A 22,284-nucleotide genomic window follows, 5' to 3' on the forward strand; every position below is an offset into this window, starting at 1 on the left:
ACCCCGCCCCCTCAGCGCCTGCTCAGTGGGTGGGGGCCCCACCCGGCATCCGTGCCTCTCCCTGACCCCGCCCCTCAGCGCCCGCTCAGGCGGTTCGCCACCGCCGCCACCCGGTCCGTCGCCGCCGTGTTCCCCGTGGCCTCGCGGTGGTCCGCGCCCCGGAAGGCCGCGTACATCGTCTGGACTCCGAGCCAGCGCAGGGGCTCCGGTTCCCACTTGCGGACCTTGTGGTTCACCCAGGGCAGGGCCGTCAGGTCCGTGGGGCCCGACTGGCCCGAGTCCTCCTTGATGAGGTCGCGGAGGGTGCGGGCCGCGAGGTTGGCCGTGGCGACGCCCGAGCCGACGTAGCCGCCCGCCCAGCCGAGGCCCGTGGAGCGGTCGAGGGTGACCGTGGCGCACCAGTCGCGCGGGACGCCGAGCACTCCGGACCAGGCGTGGTCGATCCGTACCCCCGCCAGCTGGGGGAAGAGGCGGACCAGGATGTCGCGGAGGGCCTCGATCGTCTGCGGCTGGGTGCGGCCGTCGTTGTCCGTCTTCGAGCCGAAGCGGTACGGGACGCCCCGGCCGCCCAGCGCGATGCGGCCGTCGGCGGTGCGCTGGGCGTACACGTAGGCGTGGGCCATGTCGCCGAGGGTCTCGCGGCCCTTCCAGCCGACGGACTCCCACTGGGCGTCGTCGAGGGGCTCGGTGGCGATCATCGAGGAGTTCATGGGGAGCCAGGTGCGACGCTGGCCGGCCAGGGTGGCGGTGAAGCCCTCGGTGCAGCGCAGGACGTACGGGGCGCGAACCGTGCCGTACGGGGTGACCGCGTGCTTCGGCTTGATCTCGGTGACGGGGGTCGACTCGTGGATCACGACGCCCAGGGCCTCGACCGCGGCCGCGAGGCCCTTCACGAGCTTCACGGGGTGCAGTCGGGCTCCGTGCGGGGTCCAGGACGAGCCGACGGCGCCGGTGACGCGGATCCGGGCGGCGGTCTCGCGGGCCCCGTACAGGGCGCGGTCGGTCTCGCCGAAGGCGGCCTCCGCGGCGTGGAACGCCTTGAGGCGGGCGAGCTGGGCGGGGGAGAGGGCCACCTCCAGGACGCCGCCGCGGTGCTGGTCGGCCTCGATCTTCTCGGCCTCGCAGACGTCGAGGACCTCCGTCACGGTGGCGTTCATGGCCTGCTGGAGGCGGACGGCCGCGTCGTGGCCGTGCAGCTTCGCGTAGCGGTCGCGGCCGGCGATGCCGTTGTACAGCCAGCCGCCGTTGCGTCCGGAGGCTCCGTACCCGCAGAACTTCGCTTCGAGGACGGTGATGTTGAGGAAGGGGACGGCCTTCTTCAGGTAGTAGGCGGTCCACAGACCTGTGTAGCCGCCGCCGACGATGCAGACGTCGGCCGTGGTGTCGCCGGGGAGCGGTTCGCGGGGAGCGGGGGTGCCGTCCTGCGCGTACCAGAACGAGATGCCGCCGTTGACCGTACTCATGTGTATCCCTCTTCCGGGTGCGTGGGCGGGAGGTTACCCGGGGCCTCGGTCCCCTGGACACGGGCCCTCTGCGGCGTCTTCCCGAGGGCGCCCGGCCCGGGTTCGACGGTGCCCGTCCCGCGCGTGAGCGGTGCGGATTCCGTCGCGTCCGCCCTGCGGATCTCGTACGGAACTCGGCGCTCCGGAAGGCGGGTGCCCAGGGTTCGAGGATGATTCGCGTTCCTGACGGACTGGCGGCGTCGCAGGCGAAGTGCAACGGGGAGGCCGGGCGGGCGTTCGTCGCCGGGCTGCCCGCCCTCGCCGAGGAGTTCACCGGCCGGTGGGGACTGCGGGTCACGGGACTCTCGATGTACGGGGTGGCCTCCCTCGTCCTGCCCGTCGAGCGGCTCGCGGACGGCACGCGCGCGGCGCTGAAGATGCAGCTCCTCGACGAGGAGACGGAGGGCGAGCCGGTCGGCCTGCGCATCTGGGACGGTCGCGGTGGCGTGGGCGATGACCGTCGCGCGGATTCCGTTCGCCGCGAGGGCCTCGACCAGGGCACCCTGGGGCGCATGATCCGTACCGCCACGCCCGCCGACGTCCCCGTCATCCATGCCATGATCCGCGACCTCGCGGAGTACGAGAAGGCCCTCCACGAGGTCCGTACGACCCCCGAGCAGCTCCACGAGGCACTCTTCGGCGCCCGGCCCGCAGCCTTCGCCCACGTCGCGGAGACGGACGCCGGGGACGTGGTCGGCTTCGCGCTCTGGTTCCTCAACTTCTCGACCTGGCGCGGAGTCCACGGCATCTACCTGGAGGACCTGTACGTCCGCCCGGAGGCCCGTGGCGGCGGCCACGGCAAGGCGCTGCTGCGCGAACTGGCCCGGATCTGCGTGGAGCGCGGGTACGAGCGCCTGGAATGGTCCGTACTCGACTGGAACAAGCCCTCGATCGACTTCTACGAGTCCCTCGGCGCCCGTCCGCAGGACGAGTGGACGGTCTACCGGCTGACGGACGGGGCACTGGCCGGGCTCGGTGGGCCGGGGGTGTAGGAAAGGGGGCATGGATACGGACATCGAGCAGCGCTTCCAGCGGATCACGGCCTTCATCGAGGCGCGGTTGACCCCGCTCTTCGATCCCGCGAACGGGAGCGACCACGGGTTCGGGATGGACGACACGTCCCGGGCCCTGCGCGCCACGCGCTACACCGTGCAGGCCGCGGCGGCCGTCGGCGGGCTCGTGGAGAAGCGGGAGTCGGCGGAGCTGCGGCCCGTGGTGGACCAGGCCCTCGAGCAGAACTGGGACGTGCTGCGTTCCATCGCCCGGATGTGGGAGGACCACCCCGACTTCAAGAAGGAGTTCAAGGCCCACTCCTGGGACGTCGTCGGGGTCTGACCCTCGGGGCGTGACGGCGGACCCGGACCGGGGCCGCCGGCCATGCCCTACGGCACCAGGACCACCTTGCCCGTCGTGCCCCTGGTCTCCAGGGCGCGGTGGGCGCCCGCCGCGTCCGCGAGCGGGAAGCGGTGGACCGCCGGCCGGAGGGTGCCGGTGGTCGCCGCGTCGAGGGCGGCGAGTTCGAGGTTGCGGACGTCTCCGCCCGCCTTCTGGATCATGACGGGGCCGAGGACGGAGTCCGAGGTGATGCCGCGCGCGGCGAGTTCCTCCGGCGTGAAGGTGAGCGCCTCGCCGTCGTGGAGTCCGGCGCCGGACCAGCCGAAGACGACGTGTTGTCCGCCCGGGCCGAGGAGGTCGACGGCGGCGCGGCCGGTGTCGCCGCCGACCGAGTCGTAGACGACGGTGGCGGTTCGGTCGCCTAGGTACGCGCGGACCTTCTCCGGCCAGTCCGGCTCCTTGTAGTCGACGGCCAGGTCGGCGCCGTTCTCCTGGACGAGGGCGACCTTCGCGGGGCCGCCGGCGAGTCCGATGACGGTGGCGCCGGCGTTCTTGGCGTACTGGACGAGCAGGGTGCCGATGCCGCCGGCGGCGGCGGGCACGACGGCCACCGACTCGGGGCCGAGTTCGGTGAACTGCAGGATGCCCAGGGTGGTGCGGCCGGTACCGATCATGGCGACGGCCTCCGCCTCGCCGAGGTGGTCGGGCAGGGCGTGGAGGCGGGCGGTGTCGGTCACGGCGAGTTCGGCGTACCCGCCGGGGTTCATGCCGAGGTGGGCGACGACCCGCCGGCCCAGCCAGGCCGGGTCGGTGCCCTCGCCCAGGGCGTCGACGGTGCCCGCGACCTCGCGGCCGGGAATGGTGGTCAGGGTGGCGGGCGCCGGGAACGGGCCCGCCATCCCCTCGCGGAGCGCGGTGTCGAGGAGGTGCACACCGGCCGCGGCGACCCGGATGCGGACCTGACCGGGGCCCGGCACGGGGTCGGGCGTCTCCTCGTACGTGAGGTTCTCGGCGGGGCCGAAGGCGTGGAGGCGGACGGCGTGCATGGCGGTTCCCCTGTCGTCGTACGGATGGGTGTGCGGGTGTCGTGCGGTGCCGACAGGGCAAGCCTCCGACCTCAAGCTTGCTTGAGGTCAAGGGGGCAGGGAGGGGGGCAAGGGGTCAAGGGGTCAACGGGTTCCTGGGCTTCATGGGCTTCGAGGTGGTCGGCGAGTACGGCCGAGGTCACGCGTGCCTCACGGCCAGGTGGTCCGCGCGCAGGGCCAGGGACACGGCCTCGACCGCGCTCGTGAACGACACCTCCGACAGCACACCCGGCGCCGCCACCTGGTCCCCCACCAGGTACACGCCGTCGCCCCGGTCGACGGCCGGCCGGTCGCGCCAGGTCGTGCCGGGACGGTCGACCGCCCCCGTACGCCCCTGGGAGACCGACTCCCGCCGCCACACCGTCCGTTCGCGCCAGTCGGGGAAGCCCAGGTCGAGGAGGCGTTCCCCGTGGGCGACGCCGTCCGCCCTGGTCGCGCCGGGTCCGATGGGGAACTGGGCCTGGATCAGCTGCTGTCCGGCCGGGGCGAGGGACGGGTCCTGGGCGGTGAACCGTTCGATCCAGCCGGGCGCGTCCAGGTCGGAGATCACGAACGGGTCCCCCTTCCGGCCGTGCAGCGCCAGGTCGACGAGGACGGTACGGCCGCTCTCCCAGGTCAGCGACGGGTCGCGGAGGAACCGGGCGGCGGCGGGCAGGGAGGTGGCGACGATCACCGGTCCGCCGCCGCCCGCAAGGCCATCGAGGCTCTCGACGCGCGCGGACGTCTCGATCCGTACGCCCATCTCCCGCGCGCGCGTGACCATCCGCCCGATCAGCTCGCCCCAGCCGCCCCGCATGTAGTGCGCCTCGGGCGGGACGGCGGCGGCCCGGTGCAGCCGCTCCTGGACGAAGCGAGCGGAGAGTGCGCCGGGGTCGTGGTGGAAGAGCGCGACCCCGGCGTACGCGGCCGCCTCGCGCGCCGCCCGTTCGCCCGCGAGCCCCCGGGCCCAGGTGTGGAAGTCGAGGTCCACGGGGGCTTTGCCGGCGGTACGGAGGGACTGCCGCAGCAGGCCGAGCGGCGGGGTGCGGCGCAGGGCGCCGGCGCGGTGGAAGCGGAACCGGAGGCCCTCGGCGGCCGGCAGCGGCGCGAGCGGGCCGAGGAGGGCCCGCTGCCCGAGCCAGGTCCAGTGCGGGCCGCCCTCGTACAGCGCGTGCGGGCCCTCGTTGGTGCGGTACGGGCCCTCGGCCGTACGGGCCCGGCCGCCGGGGTTCCGGTGCGCCTCGTACAGGGTCACCCTGGTGCCGGCCTCGGCGGCGGTGATGGCCGCGGTCAGTCCGGCGAAGCCGCCGCCGATGATAGTGAGCTTCCGCATGTCCGTCTCCCTCGTGTCGGGCTGGTGACCGGTCCTGACCGGAGGACGGGGGGCGGGGGCGCGTTCGTGACATCGGGGGCGTTGTCAGTGGCGTACATCACCATGGGGTCATGGCGACGACTCGGAAGAAGAAGGCGGCGGTGGCGGGGGCCCGGCGGCCGGAGGTGCGGCTTCCTCCCCTGGAGGCGTACGAGGGCGGTCTCGCGCCGGACGGGGACTACGACGGCCTCGAACTGGCAGGGCTCGATCTCGCGGGGCAGTCGGGGGAGGGCGCGCGGTTCCTGGACTGCGCGCTGCGCGAGTGCGGGCTCGACGAGACCCGCCTGACGGGGGCCCGGTTCCTCGACTCGGTGCTGACCGGCGTACGCGGGGTGGGGACGGTCCTGGCCGCGGCGCAGTTGCGGGACGTGGAGGTGGTGGACGCGCGGCTCGGCGGGGTGCAGCTGCACGGGGCGGTGCTGGAGAGAGTCGTGGTGCGGGGAGGGAAGAGCGACTACCTGAACCTGCGGGGGGCGAAGCTGAAGGACGTCGTCTTCGAGGGCTGTGTGCTGAGCGAGCTCGACTTCGGGGGCGCGGTGCTTGAGCGGGTGGAGTTCGTGGACTGCGTGCTCACAGGTGTGGACTTCAGCGGGGCCCGGCTCACGGACGTGGACCTGAGAGGGGTCCAGCGCCTGGAGATCGAGCGGGGGGTGGAGTCGCTCGCGGGCGCGGTGATCTCGACGGCCCAGCTCCTCGACCTGGCGCCGGTGCTCGCGGCGCGGCTGGGGGTGCGGGTGGAGGGGTGAGGCCCGGGGGATCGCCGTAGCGCGTTGTCCGGCGGCACGCCCTACGGCAGGCGGGGGAAGCGGGCCTGCAAGGACCAGATGGCCGGGTTGTCGGCCAGGCCCTCGTGCATGTCGGTGAGGTCGGCGATCAGGTCGTGCAGGAAGTCACGGGCCTCGCGGCGCAGGAGGGAGTGGCCGAAGGTGAGGGGCGGCTCGTCCCCCGGCATCCAGTCGGCCTCGACGTCCACCCAGCCGAAGCGGCGCTCGAAGAGCATCCGGTCGGAGGACTCTGTGAAGTCGAGCTCCGCGTACTGCTGCCGGGCGGAGCGGTTGCCGCGCGGGTCCTGGTCGAGCTGCTCGACGATGTCGCACAGCGCCCACGCGAAGTCGAGCACCGGAACCCATCCCCAGGCTGTGGAGATCTCCCGGTCCGCCTTGGTGTCGGCGAGGTACACGTCCCCGCAGAACAGGTCGTGGCGCAGCGCGTGGACGTCCGCGTGGCGGTAGTCGGTCTGCGGCGGGTCGGGGAAGCGACGCGAGAGGGAGTAGCCGATGTCGAGCACGGGACCGATGGTGTCACGGTGCCGGGCCGGCGGAGACGCCGGAGGCGGCCACCGCCACGGCACGGGCGCCCGGCGCCGTGGCGGTGGCGGTGACGGGGCCTGTGGGGGATGGCCGTGGCGGTGGCCCTTGCGGGGGGTGTGGCGGTGGCCGTGACGCGGCCTGTGGCGGTGACGGGGGCCGGTGGCGGGGGCCGTGACGGGCTCGTGGTGGCGGCGGCGGCGGTGGCCGTGACGGGCTTGTGACGGCGGCTCTGGGCGCGGGCCGCCGCCGGGAGGTGTGACGGACGGTGTTCAGCGGCGGCCGTGGGTCGCCCGGGCCAGGCGGGGGCCCAGCCAGCGCTTGAGGCGGCGCAGCGGTTCCAGTTGTTCGGCGGCCCGGTCGATGCGGTAGTACAGCTGCGGCGGCACGTGGGGGAGGAGGGGCGAGTGGCGCTGGCCGAGGAGGGCGAACATCCTGGCCGGCTCCAGGCGCATGTAGCGGGGGAGGTTCTCGTACCACTGGGCGCTGTAGCGGGCCGCGCTCTGGGCGGAGACGAGTTCGGCGCGGCGCCGCTTCCCGTACAGGGTGAGGGCCGTGTCGAGGTCCGTCGAGGAGCGCAGGGCGTCCGCGAGGGCGAGCGCGTCCTCCAGGGCCAGGGTCGTGCCCGCGCCGATCGAGTAGTGGGTGGTGTGGGCGGCGTCGCCGAGGAGGACCAGGTTGCCGCGGTGCCACACCCGGTTGGTGAGGGTGCGGAAGGTGAGCCACTGGGCGGCGTCGTCGGCCCGGTCGCGGCCGATCAGCTCTTGCCCGTCGAGGAGGTCGTGGAAGAGCTTCTCCAGGAAGCGCAGGCTGTCGGTCTCGCCGCGCGTGTCGAGGCCGAGGCCCGTCCACGTCTCGGGGGAGCACTCGACGACGCAGGTGGAGCGCTCGCCGCTGAAGCCGTAGGCGTAGCACCAGATCCAGCCGTGCGCGGTCTCCTTGAACGCGAAGCTGAAGGAGTCGAAGACCTTGGTGGTGCCGAGCCAGATGTACTGGTTGCGACCGCTCACGACCTCGCTGCCGAAGTGGCCGGCGTGCGCCTCGCGGAGCACGCTCTTCACCCCGTCGGCGGCCACGACCAGATCCGCGTCGGCCAGTTCGGGCGCGTCCGCGCCGGAGATGTCGTGCTCGAACTCGACCCGTACGCCGAGTTCCCCGGCCCGGTCGGCGAGCAGCGCCAGCATCCGCCGCCGTCCGATGCCGAAGCCGGCGTCGCCGCGGTGGACGGTCCGCTCGTCGCGCACGATGGCGACCCCGTCGTTCCAGGTCACGGAGGCCTCCGCGACGGCCGCCGCGGACTCGGGGTCACCCGCGCGCAGCTTGTCGAGGAGCCCGGCCCAGTACGTGACGCCCCAGCCGTACGTGGAACCCGCCGGGTTCCGTTCGTACACGGTGATGTCGTGGGCCGGGTCCTGCCGCTTCAGGAGGATCGAGAGATAGAGGCCGGCGGGTCCGCCGCCGACGATCGCGAGCTTCACTTGCGCTCCCACTGGCTGACTGGCTGACCGTCTCGGGACACGTGCCATGACACCGTGCGGTCGGATCGTGACGCACGGTAGCAGCGGGGCGGCCCCGAGGGCGGCAGGCGCCATGGGCGGGTCCTTACGGCAGGCGCCGGGGTGGATGGCTGCCGACCGCGCCCCTACGGCAGGCGCCGGGGTGGGGTGGCTGCGGGGGCGGGGCCCTGCCTACGGCAGCAGGCGCCGCGGGCGGGTGGCTGCCGACCGCGCCCCTACGGCACCCGCCGCCCGTGGGTGGCTGCGCGGGTGGGGCCCTACGGGAGCAGGCGTCGTTCCTTCGCCACCGCTACCGCGCCCGCGCGCGTGTCGACGCCGAGCTTCGCGTAGATGCGGCCGAGGTGCGTCTTGACCGTCGCCTCGCTGATGAACAGGGCCCGAGCGATCTCCCGGTTGCCGAGGCCCCGCCCGAGCTGGCCGAGGATGTCCCGCTCCCGGTCCGTGAGACTCGGCCCCGCCGCGCCCCGCATCCGGTCCATGACCCGGCTCGCGACCGGCGGGGACAGGGCGGTGCGGCCCTGGGCGGCCGCGTGGATGGCGGCGAACAGTTCCTCCGGCCGCTCGGCCTTCAGGAGGTAGCCGGTGGCGCCCGCCTCGATCGCGCGGGTGATGTCGGCGTCCGTGTCGTACGTGGTGAGGACGAGGACGTGGACGCCCGTGGGCGCGATCCGGCGGGTCGCCTCCACACCGTCGATGCCCGCGCCCAGCTGGAGGTCCATCAGGACGACGTCGGGCGCCAACTTCGCCGCCATGGCGACGGCCTCCTCGCCGCTGCCCGCCTCGCCGACGACCTCGATGTCCGGGGTGCTGCCGAGCAGCGCGAGCAGCCCGGCGCGGACGACGACGTGGTCGTCGCAGAGGAGGATCCGTACGGACATCACGACTCCAGGGAGAGCGGGATCGCGGCCGAGAGCACGGTGCCCTCGCCGGGGGTGGACTCGACCGTCAGGGTGCCGCCGAGCTGCCGGGCCCGTACGCGCATCGCGGGCAGTCCGTGGCCGCGCACTCCGCCCGGCTTCTCGACGGGGTCGAAGCCACGGCCGTCGTCGGCGATGTCCAGGACCACCTGGTCGTCCAGGTACGTCAGGGTCAGGGCGGCGGAGTCGGCGTCCGCGTGCTCGCGGATGTTGGCGAGGGCGCCCTGCGCGATCCGCAGCAGCGCCGACTGCACCCGCTCGGGCAGTGGTACGGCCGCCCCGTCCACCCGGAAGGCCGCCGACTCGCGGGCGGCCAGAGCGCGCAGTGCCTCTTCGAGGCCACCGCCCTCGGCGAGGTCGGCGGGCGCGAGGTCGTGCACGAAGCGGCGGGCCTCGGCCAGGTTGCGTTCGGCGATCGACTCGGCGGTACGGACGTGGCGGCGGGCCGTCGCCGGGTCGCCGTCCCAGGTGCGGTCGGCCGCCTGGAGCAGCATCTGCTGGCTCGACAGGCCCTGGGCCAGGCTGTCGTGGATCTCCATGGACAGCCGCTGGCGCTCCGCGAGGGTGCCCTCGCGGCGCTCGATCGCGGCCAACTCCCGCCGGGTGCGGATCAGGTCGTGGATCAGGGCCCGCTGACGCGCCGCCTGCCGGTCGGAGTACACGAAGACCCCCGTGGCGATGGCGGCGACGGCCGGCGGCGCGACGATCAGGTTCGGGTCCCAGCCACCGTGCGCGAGCTGCACCTGCGCGAACACCACGAACACGGTGAGCAGCGCGACCAGGCCGAGCGCGGCGCGGGCAGGGAGGGTGCGAAGCCCCGTGTAGAAGAGCGGCACCGCGCACCAGGCGAAGCTGGGCGCCAGGACGACGAGCAGGATCCAGACCGCGACGACCGTGCCCAGCCAGGCGATCCGACGGGGCGCGGCGCGGGTGCCGACGACGGGGCCGAGGAGGTAGAGGGAGGCGAGGGCGCCGGAGAGGGCGACGATCCAGGGGCTGCGGTCCTCCCAGGGGTGGCGCAGCAGGAAGCGGGCGAGCGAGGCGCCGAGGAGCAGGAAGAAGGCGATGTGCATGACCCGCGCCAGCCAGGGGGCGTCGGGGTCCCGGTCGGTCTCCGTGGGGAGGTCGGTCTCGGCGGGATTCGTCGGGCGTGTCACGTTCCCACCTTCCACTGCCTTGACCTGGGGGTATCTGTCCATCCTGGCCCGGGGTGACCACAGCGGCATCAGCCGATCGGCTGACCCGCCCGTCCTCCAGTGTGCGTGAGGAGGGCAGCCGGTCCGTGGACCGGACGGCCCGGGGCGCGGCCACAGGATGGATTGCAGAGCGAACGAGGCGGACGTCCAGCCCGTCCCGCCCGCCTCACTTCACCCCGCCCCGCCCCACCCCGCTTCACCTCACCTCACGGAGTTCCCCATGAAGAAGATCCTCTTCGGAGCCACCGCCGCCGCAGTCCTCGCCGCCGGCACCTTCGGCGTGGTCTCCGCGAACGCCTCCGCCCCGGCCGCCGCCCCCGCCGCCGAGGTCCGGGCCGACGCCGGAAACGACAACCTCCAGCAGTCGACGCACCTGACGATCGAGGCCGCCACGATGGCCGCCCAGGCGACGCTCGACGCCGCCGAGAAGGAGAACCAGCGCGTCTCCGTCGCCGTCGTCGACCGCAACGGCAACACCATCGTCACCCTGCGCGGCGACGGCGCCGGCCCGCAGTCCTACGAGTCCGCCGAGAAGAAGGCGTACACCGCCGTCTCCTGGAACGCGCCCACCTCCGTCCTCGCCGGCCGCCTCGCCCAGGCACCGAACCTGAAGGACATCCCCGGCACCCTCTTCCTCGCCGGGGGCGCCCCGGTCACCGCCAAGGGCGCCCCCATCGCCGGCATCGGTGTCGCCGGCGCCCCCTCCGGCGACCTCGACGAGAAGTTCGCCAAGGCCGGCGTCGCGGCCCTCGGCAAGTAGGCGCGCAGAGCCGGCGTCGCGCGGCTCTCGGCCGGTGAGCCCGCAGAGGAGCTGTCGCGGTCCTCGGCGGGTGAGCGCGCAGAGCCGGCGTCGCGGCCCTCCGCGAGTGAGCGTCCGAGGTCGACAGGGCACGTCGTATCCGTCCTGCTTAGGATCGGTACGTGAACCTCCGCCGGACCCGGGCGGCCACGGCTCTCGCCGCCGCCCTCACCGCTCTCGCGCTCCTCGCGGGCGGCTGCACCGCGGCCCTCGGTGGCGTCCGGGGGACCCCCGGGGCCGCCGGGCTGCGCGACCCGTACTTCCCGAAGCTCGGCAACGGCGGCTACGACGTGCGGCAGTACGCCCTGACCCTCGCCTACGACCCCCGCACCGGGCAGCTCGACGGCACCGCCGAGATCACCGCCCGCGCCGGCCAGGACCTCAGTGCCTTCAACCTCGACCTGGCCGGTCTCACGGTCGGCCGGGCGACCGTCGACGGCGAGCCCGCCGCGGTCAACCGGGCCGGGAACGAGCTGACGCTCCGGCCGCGCGAGGAGATCCGCGAGGGCGCTGAGTTCCGCACGACCGTCACGTACGCGGGCGTGCCCGAGGCGGTCACCGACGCGGACGGCACCCGGGAAGGCTGGCTGCGCACCGACGACGGGGCGATCGCGGTCGGCCAGCCGGTGGGCTCGATGACCTGGTTCCCCGGCAATCACCATCCCTCGGACAAGGCCGGGTACGAGATCACCCTGACCGTCCCGGCCGGTGTCGAAGCCGTCTCCAACGGCGTCAGGACCGCCCGCCGGACGGCACCGGACGGCCGCGTCACCACCGTGTGGCAGGCGTCCGAACCGATGGCGAGCTATCTGGCGACGGTTGCCGTCGGCCGGTTCCGTACGGAGACGGCGACCGCCCTCGGCTCCGTACCCGTCCTGACCGCCGTCGATCCGGTGGTCGCCAGCGCCGCGCTCCTCGACGAGATCCCGAAGATCCTCGACCGGCAGACCCGGCGCTTCGGCCCGTACCCCTTCTCGGCCGCCGGGGCGATCGTCACCGAGGACGGCACCCTCGGCTACGCCCTGGAGACCCAGACCCGGCCCGTCTTCCCCGCGGCCTCCTTCGACCGGACGACCCTCGTCCACGAACTGGCCCACCAGTGGTTCGGCAACTCCGTGTCGCCCGCGACCTGGCGGGACCTGTGGCTGAACGAGGGTTTCGCGACGTACGCGGAATGGCTGTACGCGGAGGAGTACGGGCACGTCCCCGCCCGGACCAGCTTCGCCCGCGCGTTCGCCAAGGAGATCAACTGGACCTTCCCGCCGGCCGATCCGCCCGCCCCGGAGAACCTGTTCGACCCGCCCGTGTACCAGCGGGGCGCGATGGTCCTCCACAAGCTGCGCGAGACGGTGGGGGACGAGGTCTTCGACGAGATCCTGCGCGGCTGGCCCGCGAAGTACCGTCACGCCAACGCCTCCACGGCCGACTTCACGGCCTACGCGGAGGGCGTCGCCGGACGGGACCTCGACGGTCTGTGGAAGGTGTGGCTGTACGGCGACGGGAAGCCGGACCGGCCGTGAGGGCCCCGACGGTCACGCGGGGCGGGCAGGGCCCCGGCCGGAGAATCCCGGCGGGGGCCCTGCCCGTGTCGGCGACGGTGACGGCAGCCGTGACGGCGTCGTGTCAGCAGTCGCTGCGGCAGCCGTGTCGGCTGCCCGTGGTGCGTGCTGGGTCAGAGGTTGACGCCGAAGTCGCGGGCGATGCCCTCGAGGCCCGAGGCGTAGCCCTGGCCGACCGCGCGGAACTTCCACTCGGCGCCGTTGCGGTAGAGCTCGCCGAAGACCATGGCGGTCTCGACGGCGGCGTCCTCGGAGAGGTCGTAGCGGGCGATCTCGCCGCCGCCGGCCTGGTTGAGGATGCGGATGTACGCGTTCCGCACCTGGCCGAAGTTCTGCGAGCGGTTCACCGCGTCGTAGATGGAGACCGGGAAGACGATCTTGTCGACGTTCGGCGGGAGGGCCGCGAGGTTGACGTTGATCTGCTCGTCGTCGCCGCCGCCCTCGCCGGTGCGGTTGTCACCGGTGTGGACGATGGTCTGGTCCGGCGTCGACTTGTTGTTGAAGAACACGAAGTGCGCGTCGGAGGCGACCTTCCCGGCGGCGTCCACTCCGATCGCGGAGGCGTCGAGGTCGAAGTCGGTGCCGGTGGTCGTACGGACGTCCCAGCCGAGGCCCACGGTGACAGCGGTGAGGCCGGGGGCCTCCTTGGTCAGAGAGACGTTGCCGCCCTTGGACAGGCTCACAGCCATGGAAAGTCCCTTTCATCGTGATGTCTTCGCCTGGAGGAACGCGTGCGCGCCCCCGGCGGTTCCCGGAAGCCGTCCGGCGAAAACAGGATGACTCCGATGGCCCCCTGCGGGGAACATGGGGGGCATGTCCGGTCCGTATCCCATCCGCGGCTCCGTCTCGCTCCCCGAGGCCGAGCTCCAGTGGCGTTTCTCGCGTTCGTCGGGGCCGGGCGGACAGCACGTCAACACCAGCGACTCCCAGGTCGAGCTCCGCTTCGACCTGGCGGCCACCGCGTCGCTGCCCGAGGTGTGGAAGGCCCGCGCCCTGGAGCGTCTGGCCACCCGCCTGGTCAACGGGGTGGTGACGGTCCGCGCCTCGGAGCACCGCTCCCAGTGGCGCAACCGCGAGACGGCGGCGGTCCGTCTGGCCGCCCTCCTCGCCGAGGCGACGGCCCCGCCGCCGAAGCCCCGCAGGGCGACGAAGATCCCGCGCGGTATCAACGAGCGCCGGCTGCGGGAGAAGAAGCAGCGCTCGGAGACCAAGCGCACCCGCCAGTCCCGCGACTGGGGCTGAGCACTCCTGCCACCCGCGACGTGGGCCGAGCGCCCCGGCATGCCCCCTGACCGGGGCCGAGCGCTCCTGCATCCCCTGACCGGGGCCGAGTGTTCCTGCATCCCCGGCCGTGGCAGAGGGTCCTACGGGTCCCCGTCCGTCAGGACAGGTGCCGGTACTTCCCCTGGTAGTACGTCAGTGGGCCGCCCTCCGCCGCCAGGGCGCCGACCGTCAGGACCCGGCCCACGACCAGCGTGTGGTCACCGGCCACGACACGGCTCTCCGTACGGCACTCCAGCGTCGCCAGCGCGCCGCCCATCAGCGGGGCGCCGCTCTCCTCGCCCCGGGTGTACGGCAGGTCGGCGAAGAGCAGCCGGTCACTGACGCGGTTCCTCATCGCGAAGCGCCCGGCGATGTGCCGCTGGCCCTCGGAGAGGACCGACACCGCCCAGACGGGGACGTCGGTGAGCAGGTCGTCCATGCGGGAGCCGTTGCGGAGGCTCACCAGGACCAGCGGCGGGTCGAGGGACACCGACACGAAGGCGGTGGCCGTCATGCCGACGTCCTCGCCGCGCGGGCCGTCGTCGGGGTCGTGCGCGGTCACGAGGACCACGCCCGCCGCGAGGCGGGACATGGCCGCCCGGAAGTCGTCGTTGCTCACCCCCTCAGCATGAGGGATGGCCAGATCGGACACGGGGGGCGAGCCTGGGGTCGTCTGCAGCACACCCGCACGCTAGTCCGGGCGCTCCGGGGGCCGCATCGGACCCTGGGACCAGGCCGGCACCCCCGCCGGTCCTAGGACCTGTCCGGGACGCCCGCCTGGCTCCAGGACCTGTCGCAACCGGTCATGACCTGCTGTGACTTGAGTCACAGAGGCGAGTAATTGCTGACCCTGTGTACCGGCTACGCAGCTCGCTGTGATTCAGTGGCAGGGACACTGCAACACGAAGCCGATGAGAACCCTGGAGTTGCTGTCGAGGTCTCGGGGAGAGCGAGCGATGGAGACCGAGTCGGAGCCGTACGTCCGTCTCTCGACCCTGCGGCAGCTGCATCAGGTCGTGGCGGACCTCAACACTGCGCGCAGCCTGGCGGACACCCTGCAGACCGTCGCCGACGGTGTGGTCGCCGGTCTCAACTACGAGCTGGCCTGCGTCAACCTCGTACGCCCCGACGGTGACCTCGTCGTCGCCGCCTTCGCCGGAAGCTCCGCAGCCGAGGCCCTGATCACCGGCCGGGTCGGCTCCCGCGCCTCCTGGGAGCGGCGCCTCGCCATGGCGGACGCCTGGGGTGACCTGCGGTTCATACCGCACACCGAGGGCTGGGTCCTCATGGAGGACGACGTCCCCCAGTGGCACACCGACGGCCCCGCGCCCCGCTTCGAGGACGAGTGGCACCCGCACGACCGCCTCTACGCCCCCATGTACGCGTCGGGCTCGGGCCGGGAGCTCCTCGGCGTCATATCCGTCGACCGCCCGCGCAACGGCCGGCACCCCGGCCCCTGGGGCCAGGAGGCGCTCCAGATGTACGCCTCCCAGTCGGCGATCGCCATCAGCAACGCCCGCCTCCGCTCCAACATGCAGCGCGCACTCGTCCGGCTCGAACGGGAGCAGCAGGCCCTGCGCGCCAGCGAGGAGTCCTTCCGGCAGGCCTTCGAGTACGCCCCGTCCGGCATGGCCATCGCCGAGATGGGCGGTGACCAGCACGGCCGGCTGCTCCGCACCAACGACGCCCTGTGCCGGCTCCTCGGCCGGCCCGCCTCCGTGATGCGGCGCTACTCCTTCGCCGACCTCGTCCACCCCGAGGACATAGGGACCCTCCTGCGGACCTCCGCCGAGGGCGGCCGGGCCGAGCTGCGGCTCGGGCGGCGCGACGGCACCTATGTATGGGTGTCCCTGCGCAACTCGGTCGTCGCCGACACCGCCGACGGCCCCCGCTTCCTCCTCACCCACGTCGAGGACATCGAGGAGCGCAAGCGCCACGAGCTCCAGCTCGCCCACCGCGCCTCGCACGACGCTCTCACCGGCCTCCCCAACAGCGCCGAGCTGCGCTCCCGGCTCTCCGCCCGGATCTGCGAGCGCCCGGCGGCGCCCCCCGTGGCCGCGCAGGTCGGCGGCTTCGGCGGCGGTTACGACTCCGCGCGGGACGGCGGCTACGAGACGGGCCACGCGGGGTACGGCCCCGGCCCGGCCGGGTCCTCCACCTACGAGGTGCCGTACGAGCCCGAACACGAGCACGGCTTCGGTTTCGAGCCGGCGGGCGGCGTCGGGCCGTACGACCACCACGTCCACCTCGTCGGCCCCCCGGGCGGGGAGACCGACGACGGCACCAAGGGCCTCGCCGTCCTCTTCTGCGACCTCGACGGCTTCAAGTCGATCAACGACCGTTTCGGTCACCACACCGGTGACGCCGTCCTCATCGAGGTCGCCCGCAGGCTCACCACCTGCGTCCGGGACGGGGACACCGTCGCCCGGCTCGGTGGCGACGAATTCGTCGTCCTCGCCGACGGCCTCGGCGCGGCCGACGCCGCCGACCTCGCCGTCCGCCTGCGCAGCGCGATCATTCCGCCGATCCGGGTGGACGGTCGGGCGGTCCGGGTGGGGGCGAGTTTCGGCATCGGCTGGGCCGAATGCGGGATGTCCGTGGAGGAGGTCCTGAACTCCGCCGACCAGCGGATGTACGTGGAGAAACGCTCCCGCGCCAAGGTCCACCGCCGCGCCGGCTGAGGCCCTTGACACGCCTGGGGCCGCTTCGGGGGCTGGTCCGTTCGGGGTAGGCTCGGCCGGTCGGCGACGGCTGGCGAGCATGGAGAGGAACCCGGATGGCTGCCGGTAACGACGGCGCGAAGAAGCCCGAGAACGACGACCCGTTCGGCTACCTGTACGAGGACGGTCAGGCAGCGGGCGCTCAGCCTCCCCAGGGCGGCAGCTACGGCTACCCCGGCCCCGCGGCGGCACAGCCCGGCGTGCCCCGGACCTCGTACCACCAGGTCAGAACGGTCGGCGAGCGCCAGTACGGCGGGCCGACCCAGGGTCACGGGCAGGCCTACGTACCGCCGCAGCAGCAGGGCCCGTACCGCCAGCAGCAGGCGCAGTACGCCGCCCCCGAGACCTACGGCGGCCCGCCGAGGCAGTCCCCGCCGCCGCACCAGCAGCGCGGTGGCTCCGGCCGCGGCCCCAACACCAAGGGCCTCCTCATCGGCGCGGTCGCGGTCGTCGCGGTCGTCGTGATCGGCATCGCGGCCGCAGTGATCACCAACGCGGGCAAGGACGACAAGGGCCAGCAGGCCGGCGGCGGCACCACCCCGACGGCCCCGTCCACGGTCTCCGAGCAGCCCAGCACCGCACCGAGCGCGGACAAGACCCCGGCGGAACTGCCGAAGCAGGACGCGGCGACGCTCAAGCTGGGCGGCACGGCCGCCCTCGCCAAGGACGTGAAGGGCGCGGAGGGCTCGGACGGCACGTACGTCGCGGGCTTCAACCAGGTCGGTTCCTCGGTGACGTGGAAGGCGAACATGCCGGTGGGGGGCAAGTACCGCCTCACCGTGCGCTACGCCATCCCGGCCGTCGACGCCAACGCGACCCTGACGGTCAACGGCAAGGCGAACTCCTCGCCCCTCGGCCTGAAGAACTTCGTCCACTCCACGGACCCGAACCTGGAGAAGAACTGGCAGACCACCTGGGCGCCGGTCACCCTCAAGAAGGGCGGCAACGAGATCAAGATCTCGTGCGAGACGGGCAACCAGTGCGACGTGCTGCTCGACTGGCTGGAAGTCACGCACGGTCCGGCGAGCTGATCACGGCTGGTACGGCCGCTACACCCGGTCCCGGACCGGTACCTCGGTGATCTTCACCCGGGGCAGCAGCTCCTCGTAAGCCGCTCGGTCGAACTCCCCGGCCACCGGGGACAGTACCGTCGCCGCCGACAGGGCGACCGCGCGGGTCAGGCGGTCCGGCCAGGGGGTGTCGTCGGCCAGGCCTGCGAGGAGGCCGGCGACGGCTGAGTCGCCGGCGCCCGTGGGGTTGCCCTTCATGGCCGTGGGCGGGGTCGCTCGCCACAGGCCCTCGGGGGTGGCGGCCAGCAGGCCCTCGGGGCCGAGTGAGGAGACGACCGCGCGGGCGCCCCGGCCCCGGGCGTCGTGGGTCGCGCGCAGCGGGTCGCGGGAGCCGGTGAGCTGGGCGAGTTCGTCGGCGTTGGGCTTGACCAGGTCGGGGCGGGCGGCGATACCGCGCCGCAGGGGTTCGCCGCTGGTGTCGAGGAGGACGGGCACGGCGGCCGCGCGGGCGAGCCGGACGAGCTCCGCGTACGCCCCGACGTGGATGCCCGGCGGGAGGCTGCCGCAGAGGGCGACCGCCGTGGCGCCGTCCAGGAGCGCGGTGAAGCGGGCGCGGAAGACGGTCCACTCGGCGGCGGTGACGGTCGGGCCCGGCTCGTTGAGCTGGGTGGTGTCGCCGGTGGCGGAGTCGACGACCGCGACGGTGCGGCGGGTGGGGCCCGAGGTCTCCACCAGCTCGTCCCGGACCGGGGTCGCGGCGAGCCGGTCGCGGAGCACGGCGCCGGTCGCACCGCCCGCGAAGCCGGTGGCGACCGTCTCGTATCCGAGGGCGGCGAGGACACGGGCGACGTTGAGGCCCTTGCCGCCGGGGCGTTCGACGACCTGGGTGACCCGGTGCGAGGCGTGCGGGATGAGGGCGGGGACCCGGTAGGTCAGGTCGAGTGCCGTGTTGAGGGTGACCGTGAGAATCACCTGTTCCACCCCCGTACTCCGTGCACCGTGTGAACTTCTGTGGAACGTACGTTCCGACGGGCACCGATCATGCCAAACGAAAGGCGGTCGGCCCAGACCCCCGGCCGACCGCCCTCTCGTATGACCCCTGATCAGACCGCTGTCGGGTCCACGATCCACTCGCCCTTGCGCATGACGCCCGTGAGGTTGAACTCGGCGTCGAGGACGGCGATGTCGGCGTCCTTGCCGGGTTCGAGGGAGCCGACGCGGTCGTACACGCCGAGGAGTCGGGCGGGGTTGGCGGCGATGGCCTCGACGACCGCCGTGACGGGGAGCCGGTCGATGGTGGCGGCGCGCTTGAAGGCGCGGTCCAGGGTGAGGGTCGAGCCGGCGATGGAGCCGCCCTCGACGAGGCGGGCGACGCTGTCCTTCACCTCGACCTCCAGCGTGCCGAGCATGTACCGGCCGTCGCCGAAGCCCGCCGCGTCCATCGCGTCGGTGATGAAGGCGACGCGCTCGCTGCCCGCGTGGTGGAAGGCGAACTCCAGGGCTGCGGGGTGGAGGTGCGTGCCGTCGTTGATGAGCTCGACGGTGACCCGCTCGTCCTCCAGGAGGGCGGCGATGGGGCCGGGGGCGCGGTGGCCGAGGCCGGGCATCGCGTTGAAGAGGTGGGTGGCGACGGTGGCGCCCGCGTCGATGGCCTGGACGGTCTGCTCGTACGTCGCGTCGGTGTGGCCGATGGCGGCGATCACGCCGTGCTCGGCGAGGAGCCGTACGGAGTCGAGGCCGCCGGGCAGCTCGGTGGCGAGGGTGACCATCTTGGCCTGGCCCCGGGCGGCGTCGACCAGCTTGCGGACCTCGGCCGGGTCGGGGTCGCGCAGCAGCGACTCGTCGTGGGCGCCCTTGCGGCAGGGGGAGATGAACGGGCCCTCGAAGTGGAGGCCGGCGATCTCGCCCTGCTCGGCGAGCTCGGAGAGCAGCCCGGCCCGCTGGGTGAGGAAGTCCGCCTCGCCGGTGACGAAGGAGGCGACGACGGTGGTGGTGCCGTGCAGCCGGTGGGTGTGGACGCCCTTGAGGACCTCGTCGACGGTGCCCGAGGTGAAGGAGCCGCCGCCGCCGCCGTGGTTGTGCATGTCGACGAAGCCGGGGACGAGCCAGTGGCCGGTCAGGTCCACCACGGGCGTGCCTTCGGGGGCGGAGCCGGTGATGCGGTCACCTGTGACGATCACGCGTCCGTTCTCGACGATTCCGGTGGGCAGCACGACGTGTGCGCCGGCGAGAACCTGGTGATCGGCCATCAGGGGGAAACCTCCGGGTCGGTGGAGTGCTGGTCGGCGAGCAGATCCCAGGCGAGGAGGCCCGCGCCCAGGCATCCGGCGGTGTCCCCGAGGGCTGCCGGGACGATGGCGGGCAGCTTCTGGAACGTGACTCGCTCCTCCACCGCGGCCCGGAGTGGTGTGAACAAGGTTTCCCCCGCCTCGGCGAGTCCGCCACCGATGACGAGCGTGCGCGGGTCCAGCAGGGTGAGCGCGGTGACCAGGCCGTCGGCGAGGGCGTCGACGGCGTCCTGCCAGATCCGCAGGGCCGTGGGGTCGCCCGATTCGACGGCCTTGGCGCAGTCGGCGGCGTCGGCGTCCGGATCGCCGCTGGCCTCGGCCCAGGCCTGGGAGACGGCGGAGGCGGAGGCGTAGCGCTCCAGGCAGCCGTGCTGGCCGCAGCGGCAGACGGTGCCGCCGGGGCGGACGATGATGTGGCCGATCTCGCCGGCGTAGCCGTGGGCGCCGGCCTCGATGCGGTCGCCGATGCCGATGGCGCCGGCGATGCCGGTGCCGAGGGGCACGAAGAGGAAGCGGTCGGCGCCGTTGCCCGCGCCGATACGCCCTTCGGCGAGGCCGCCGGTGCGCACGTCGTGGCCGAGGGCGACGGGGATGCCGTCGAGGCGGCGGCTGAGGAGTTCGCGGAGGGGAACGTCGCGCCATCCGAGGTTGGCGGCGTAGACGGCGATGCCGTTCTCGGCGTCGACGATTCCGGGGACGGCGACTCCGGCGGCCGCGGCGGGCTGTCCGTACCGTTCCCGGCCGAGGGTGCGGAGGTCCGCGGCGAAGCTGAGGATCGTCTCCACGACCGCCTCGGGGCCGCGGTCGCGTCCGGTGGCGCGGCGGGCCTCGTGGAGCAGGGTGCCGTCCGCCCCGACGAGGGCGGCCTTCATACCTGTGCCGCCCACATCCAGGGCGATGACGTGTCTCACGGGGGACATTCTGACGCGCGGGGACCCAAAGGTCTAGTCCACTTTCGTGGATTGTTGCGTGCGGGTACAAAATCGGGACGGGGTTATGGGGCCCTGGTCCGCGCCGGTGTTGCGCAAGTGACACATCAGTGGTGTAGACCTCCCGTTCGCGTACAGGAGAGACTTACGGCCCTGCGCAGAGCAAACAAGGCGCTCGAAGCAGCTCAACGACGAGCAAAAGGTGGATGAAGCCGTGGAACGGCGACGATTCCTTGGACTGACCGCGGCAGCCGCCGCACTCGGCCTGACCGCGACGGTCGGGGGCTGCGGCTCCCTGGGGGGCGACTCGGGCGACGTGACCCTGCGACTGGTCGCCGCCGACTACGACCTCAACGGTGGCGACACCACCAAGAAGTACTGGACCGACCTCGTCGCCGCCTTCGAGGCCGAGCACCCGGGCGTCACCGTCGAGGTGCAGGTCGTGTCCTGGGACGACGTCGACCGCAAGGTCTCCGAGATGGTCAAGGCCGACGAGGCCCCCGACATCGCGCAGGTCGGCTCCTACGCCGACTACGCGGCCGCCGGAGAGCTCTACGCCGCCGACGAGCTGCTCTCCATACCCGTACAGGCGAACTTCCTCGCCCCGCTCGTCGACGCCGGCGAGCACAAGCGCACCCAGTACGGTCTGCCCTTCGTGGCCTCCACCCGGTCCCTCTTCTACAACAAGGCCCTCTTCGAGGACGCCGGCGCCGAGGCGCCCACCACCTGGGCCGAACTCGCCGCCACCGCCGAGAAGCTGAAGGACGACGGTGTCCGCACCCCGTTCGCGCTGCCGCTCGGCCCCGAGGAGGCTCAGGCCGAGGCCCTGATGTGGCTGCTCAGCGGCGGCGGCGGCTGGACCGACGGCACCGACCGCTACGCCGTCGACTCCGACGCCAACGTCCGCACCTTCGAGTGGCTCAAGAAGAGCCTGGTCGACAAGGGCCTGACCGGGCCCGTCGCCCCCGCCAAGCTCAACCGCAAGGCCGCCTTCGCCGCCTTCGCGAACGGCCAGGTCGGCATGCTCAACGGCCACCCGTCGCTCCTCAAGGAGGCCGCGAAGAAGGGCGTCGAGGTCGGGCAGGTCCCGCTGCCCGGCGTCGACGGGCCGCCGGACAGCGCCATGGGCGTCGCCGACTGGATCATGGGCTTCAAGCAGAACGGTCACCGCAAGGAGATCGGCGACTTCCTCAACTTCGTCTTCAGCGACGAGAACGTCCTGAAGTTCGCCGGCGACAACGACCTCCTCCCGGTCACCGTCAGCGCCTCCACCCGGATGGAGACCGAGCCGGAGCACGCCAACCTGCGGGTCTTCCTGAAGACGCTCCCGGACAGCCAGCTGCCGCCCGTCGGCAAGACGTCCTGGTCCCAGGTCAGCGAGAACATCAAGCAGAACATCGGAAAGGCCGTCGGCCCGGCCGGTCGCCCCGCCGACGTCCTCGGCTCGATCAGCCGGACGGCGACGGCGGCGGAGAACGCCGAGTAGGAGCGACGAGCCGCAGTACC

21 protein-coding genes are annotated in these 22,284 nt (G+C 73.0%); 9 read left to right on the forward strand and 12 right to left on the reverse strand.

All coding sequences use genetic code 11. The features are described from left to right. Positions 1–74: 74 nt before the first annotated feature. Positions 75–1,463, reverse strand: coding sequence for an FAD-binding oxidoreductase (locus tag ABZ567_RS26790; protein ID WP_360794266.1), 1,389 nt, complete (start codon positions 1,461–1,463; stop codon positions 75–77). Positions 1,464–1,879: 416 nt separating this feature from the next. On the opposite strand from ABZ567_RS26790, the gene ABZ567_RS26795 reads away from it, so the two are divergent. Both ABZ567_RS26795 and ABZ567_RS26800 read left to right on the forward strand, forming a co-directional pair. Beyond that, positions 1,880–2,494 (forward strand): GNAT family N-acetyltransferase, encoded by a 615-nt coding sequence (locus tag ABZ567_RS26795; protein ID WP_360794364.1) that lies wholly within the window; start codon positions 1,880–1,882, stop codon positions 2,492–2,494. Positions 2,495–2,504: 10 nt separating this feature from the next. Further along, positions 2,505–2,837 (forward strand): hypothetical protein, encoded by a 333-nt coding sequence (locus ABZ567_RS26800; protein WP_360794268.1) that lies wholly within the window; start codon positions 2,505–2,507, stop codon positions 2,835–2,837. 47 nt (positions 2,838–2,884) lie between these two features. On the opposite strand, the gene ABZ567_RS26805 is transcribed toward ABZ567_RS26800, so the two are convergent. Together ABZ567_RS26805 and ABZ567_RS26810 are read right to left on the reverse strand one after the other, a co-directional pair. Then, positions 2,885–3,883: a zinc-binding dehydrogenase gene (locus ABZ567_RS26805; RefSeq protein WP_360794270.1), complete on the reverse strand. Its 999-nt coding sequence runs from the start codon at positions 3,881–3,883 to the stop codon at positions 2,885–2,887. Positions 3,884–4,061: 178 nt separating this feature from the next. Next, entirely contained in the window at positions 4,062–5,234 is a 1,173-nt protein-coding gene (locus ABZ567_RS26810; RefSeq protein WP_360794272.1) for an NAD(P)-binding protein, read from the reverse strand. A gap of 110 nt (positions 5,235–5,344) precedes the next feature. Here ABZ567_RS26810 and ABZ567_RS26815 point away from each other — a divergent pair, with 110 nt between their 5' ends. Next, positions 5,345–6,019 (forward strand): pentapeptide repeat-containing protein, encoded by a 675-nt coding sequence (locus tag ABZ567_RS26815; protein ID WP_360794274.1) that lies wholly within the window; start codon positions 5,345–5,347, stop codon positions 6,017–6,019. Positions 6,020–6,060: 41 nt separating this feature from the next. Here the strand turns inward: ABZ567_RS26815 and ABZ567_RS26820 are convergent, their stop codons facing one another. The 4 genes from ABZ567_RS26820 to ABZ567_RS26835 form a co-directional block, all read right to left on the reverse strand. Further along, the gene (locus ABZ567_RS26820; protein ID WP_360794276.1) at positions 6,061–6,561 is read right to left on the reverse strand and encodes a hypothetical protein; all 501 of its coding nucleotides are present in this window, start codon (positions 6,559–6,561) and stop codon (positions 6,061–6,063) included. Between the two features lie 291 nt (positions 6,562–6,852). Next, positions 6,853–8,058 carry an FAD-dependent monooxygenase gene (locus tag ABZ567_RS26825; protein ID WP_360794278.1) on the reverse strand — a complete coding sequence of 402 codons (1,206 nt, stop codon included), beginning with the start codon at positions 8,056–8,058 and terminating at the stop codon, positions 6,853–6,855. Between the two features lie 296 nt (positions 8,059–8,354). Then, the gene (locus ABZ567_RS26830) at positions 8,355–8,975 is read right to left on the reverse strand and encodes a response regulator transcription factor (RefSeq protein ID WP_360794280.1); all 621 of its coding nucleotides are present in this window, start codon (positions 8,973–8,975) and stop codon (positions 8,355–8,357) included. Then, complete coding sequence (locus tag ABZ567_RS26835; protein ID WP_360794366.1) at positions 8,975–10,087, reverse strand: sensor histidine kinase; 1,113 nt, start codon at positions 10,085–10,087, stop codon at positions 8,975–8,977. Before ABZ567_RS26835 ends, ABZ567_RS26830 begins: the two co-directional genes overlap by 1 nt. A 343-nt stretch (positions 10,088–10,430) precedes the next feature. On the opposite strand from ABZ567_RS26835, the gene ABZ567_RS26840 reads away from it, so the two are divergent. Continuing rightward, positions 10,431–10,970, forward strand: a complete 540-nt coding sequence (locus tag ABZ567_RS26840) for a heme-binding protein (RefSeq protein WP_360794282.1) — start codon at positions 10,431–10,433, stop codon at positions 10,968–10,970. Between the two features lie 161 nt (positions 10,971–11,131). After that, positions 11,132–12,529 carry a M1 family metallopeptidase gene (locus tag ABZ567_RS26845; RefSeq protein ID WP_360794284.1) on the forward strand — a complete coding sequence of 466 codons (1,398 nt, stop codon included), beginning with the start codon at positions 11,132–11,134 and terminating at the stop codon, positions 12,527–12,529. A gap of 152 nt (positions 12,530–12,681) precedes the next feature. On the opposite strand, the gene ABZ567_RS26850 is transcribed toward ABZ567_RS26845, so the two are convergent. Next, positions 12,682–13,257 carry a TerD family protein gene (locus ABZ567_RS26850; RefSeq protein WP_360794286.1) on the reverse strand — a complete coding sequence of 192 codons (576 nt, stop codon included), beginning with the start codon at positions 13,255–13,257 and terminating at the stop codon, positions 12,682–12,684. A 115-nt stretch (positions 13,258–13,372) separates the two neighbouring features. Between ABZ567_RS26850 and arfB the strand changes: the two genes are divergently transcribed. Then, on the forward strand, positions 13,373–13,810 hold the full coding sequence (gene arfB / locus ABZ567_RS26855; protein WP_360794288.1) for an alternative ribosome rescue aminoacyl-tRNA hydrolase ArfB: 438 nt from the start codon (positions 13,373–13,375) through the stop codon (positions 13,808–13,810). Between the two features lie 139 nt (positions 13,811–13,949). Here arfB and ABZ567_RS26860 read toward each other — a convergent pair whose 3' ends face one another. Next, positions 13,950–14,513, reverse strand: a complete 564-nt coding sequence (locus ABZ567_RS26860) for a flavin reductase family protein (RefSeq protein WP_360794290.1) — start codon at positions 14,511–14,513, stop codon at positions 13,950–13,952. Between the two features lie 274 nt (positions 14,514–14,787). On the opposite strand from ABZ567_RS26860, the gene cdgB reads away from it, so the two are divergent. Both cdgB and ABZ567_RS26870 read left to right on the forward strand, forming a co-directional pair. After that, positions 14,788–16,512 carry a diguanylate cyclase CdgB gene (gene cdgB, locus ABZ567_RS26865; RefSeq protein WP_360794292.1) on the forward strand — a complete coding sequence of 575 codons (1,725 nt, stop codon included), beginning with the start codon at positions 14,788–14,790 and terminating at the stop codon, positions 16,510–16,512. A 95-nt stretch (positions 16,513–16,607) separates the two neighbouring features. Beyond that, positions 16,608–17,582: a CBM35 domain-containing protein gene (locus ABZ567_RS26870; protein WP_360794294.1), complete on the forward strand. Its 975-nt coding sequence runs from the start codon at positions 16,608–16,610 to the stop codon at positions 17,580–17,582. Positions 17,583–17,600: 18 nt separating this feature from the next. Here the strand turns inward: ABZ567_RS26870 and ABZ567_RS26875 are convergent, their stop codons facing one another. The 3 genes from ABZ567_RS26875 to ABZ567_RS26885 all read right to left on the reverse strand — a co-directional run bounded on the left by ABZ567_RS26875 (position 17,601) and on the right by ABZ567_RS26885 (position 20,760). Then, positions 17,601–18,533 (reverse strand): 1-phosphofructokinase family hexose kinase, encoded by a 933-nt coding sequence (locus ABZ567_RS26875; protein WP_360794368.1) that lies wholly within the window; start codon positions 18,531–18,533, stop codon positions 17,601–17,603. Positions 18,534–18,664: 131 nt separating this feature from the next. Continuing rightward, positions 18,665–19,810: an N-acetylglucosamine-6-phosphate deacetylase gene (gene nagA, locus ABZ567_RS26880; protein WP_360794296.1), complete on the reverse strand. Its 1,146-nt coding sequence runs from the start codon at positions 19,808–19,810 to the stop codon at positions 18,665–18,667. Then, entirely contained in the window at positions 19,810–20,760 is a 951-nt protein-coding gene (locus tag ABZ567_RS26885) for an ROK family protein (protein WP_360794298.1), read from the reverse strand. Before ABZ567_RS26885 ends, nagA begins: the two co-directional genes overlap by 1 nt. Before the next feature lie 220 nt (positions 20,761–20,980). On the opposite strand from ABZ567_RS26885, the gene ABZ567_RS26890 reads away from it, so the two are divergent. Then, positions 20,981–22,264, forward strand: a complete 1,284-nt coding sequence (locus ABZ567_RS26890; RefSeq protein ID WP_360794300.1) for an extracellular solute-binding protein — start codon at positions 20,981–20,983, stop codon at positions 22,262–22,264. Positions 22,265–22,284 lie beyond the last annotated feature (20 nt).

Source organism: Streptomyces sp. NPDC016459 (assembly GCF_040632845.1).
In the GTDB taxonomy this organism is placed as follows: Bacteria; Actinomycetota; Actinomycetes; order Streptomycetales; family Streptomycetaceae; genus Streptomyces.

Bases quoted from the DNA above. Each gene is read 5' to 3' on its own strand.
- ABZ567_RS26790 (WP_360794266.1), bottom strand. From the start codon at position 1,463: ATGAGTACGGTCAACGGCGGCATCTCGTTCTGGTACGCGCAGGACGGC.
- ABZ567_RS26795 (WP_360794364.1), top strand. From the start codon at position 1,880: ATGCAGCTCCTCGACGAGGAGACGGAGGGCGAGCCGGTCGGCCTGCGC.
- ABZ567_RS26800 (WP_360794268.1), top strand. From the start codon at position 2,505: ATGGATACGGACATCGAGCAGCGCTTCCAGCGGATCACGGCCTTCATC.
- ABZ567_RS26805 (WP_360794270.1), bottom strand. From the start codon at position 3,883: ATGCACGCCGTCCGCCTCCACGCCTTCGGCCCCGCCGAGAACCTCACG.
- ABZ567_RS26810 (WP_360794272.1), bottom strand. From the start codon at position 5,234: ATGCGGAAGCTCACTATCATCGGCGGCGGCTTCGCCGGACTGACCGCG.
- ABZ567_RS26815 (WP_360794274.1), top strand. From the start codon at position 5,345: ATGGCGACGACTCGGAAGAAGAAGGCGGCGGTGGCGGGGGCCCGGCGG.
- ABZ567_RS26830 (WP_360794280.1), bottom strand. From the start codon at position 8,975: ATGTCCGTACGGATCCTCCTCTGCGACGACCACGTCGTCGTCCGCGCC.
- ABZ567_RS26835 (WP_360794366.1), bottom strand. From the start codon at position 10,087: ATGCACATCGCCTTCTTCCTGCTCCTCGGCGCCTCGCTCGCCCGCTTC.
- ABZ567_RS26840 (WP_360794282.1), top strand. From the start codon at position 10,431: ATGAAGAAGATCCTCTTCGGAGCCACCGCCGCCGCAGTCCTCGCCGCC.
- ABZ567_RS26850 (WP_360794286.1), bottom strand. From the start codon at position 13,257: ATGGCTGTGAGCCTGTCCAAGGGCGGCAACGTCTCTCTGACCAAGGAG.
- arfB (WP_360794288.1), top strand. From the start codon at position 13,373: ATGGGGGGCATGTCCGGTCCGTATCCCATCCGCGGCTCCGTCTCGCTC.
- cdgB (WP_360794292.1), top strand. From the start codon at position 14,788: ATGGAGACCGAGTCGGAGCCGTACGTCCGTCTCTCGACCCTGCGGCAG.
- ABZ567_RS26870 (WP_360794294.1), top strand. From the start codon at position 16,608: ATGGCTGCCGGTAACGACGGCGCGAAGAAGCCCGAGAACGACGACCCG.
- nagA (WP_360794296.1), bottom strand. From the start codon at position 19,810: ATGGCCGATCACCAGGTTCTCGCCGGCGCACACGTCGTGCTGCCCACC.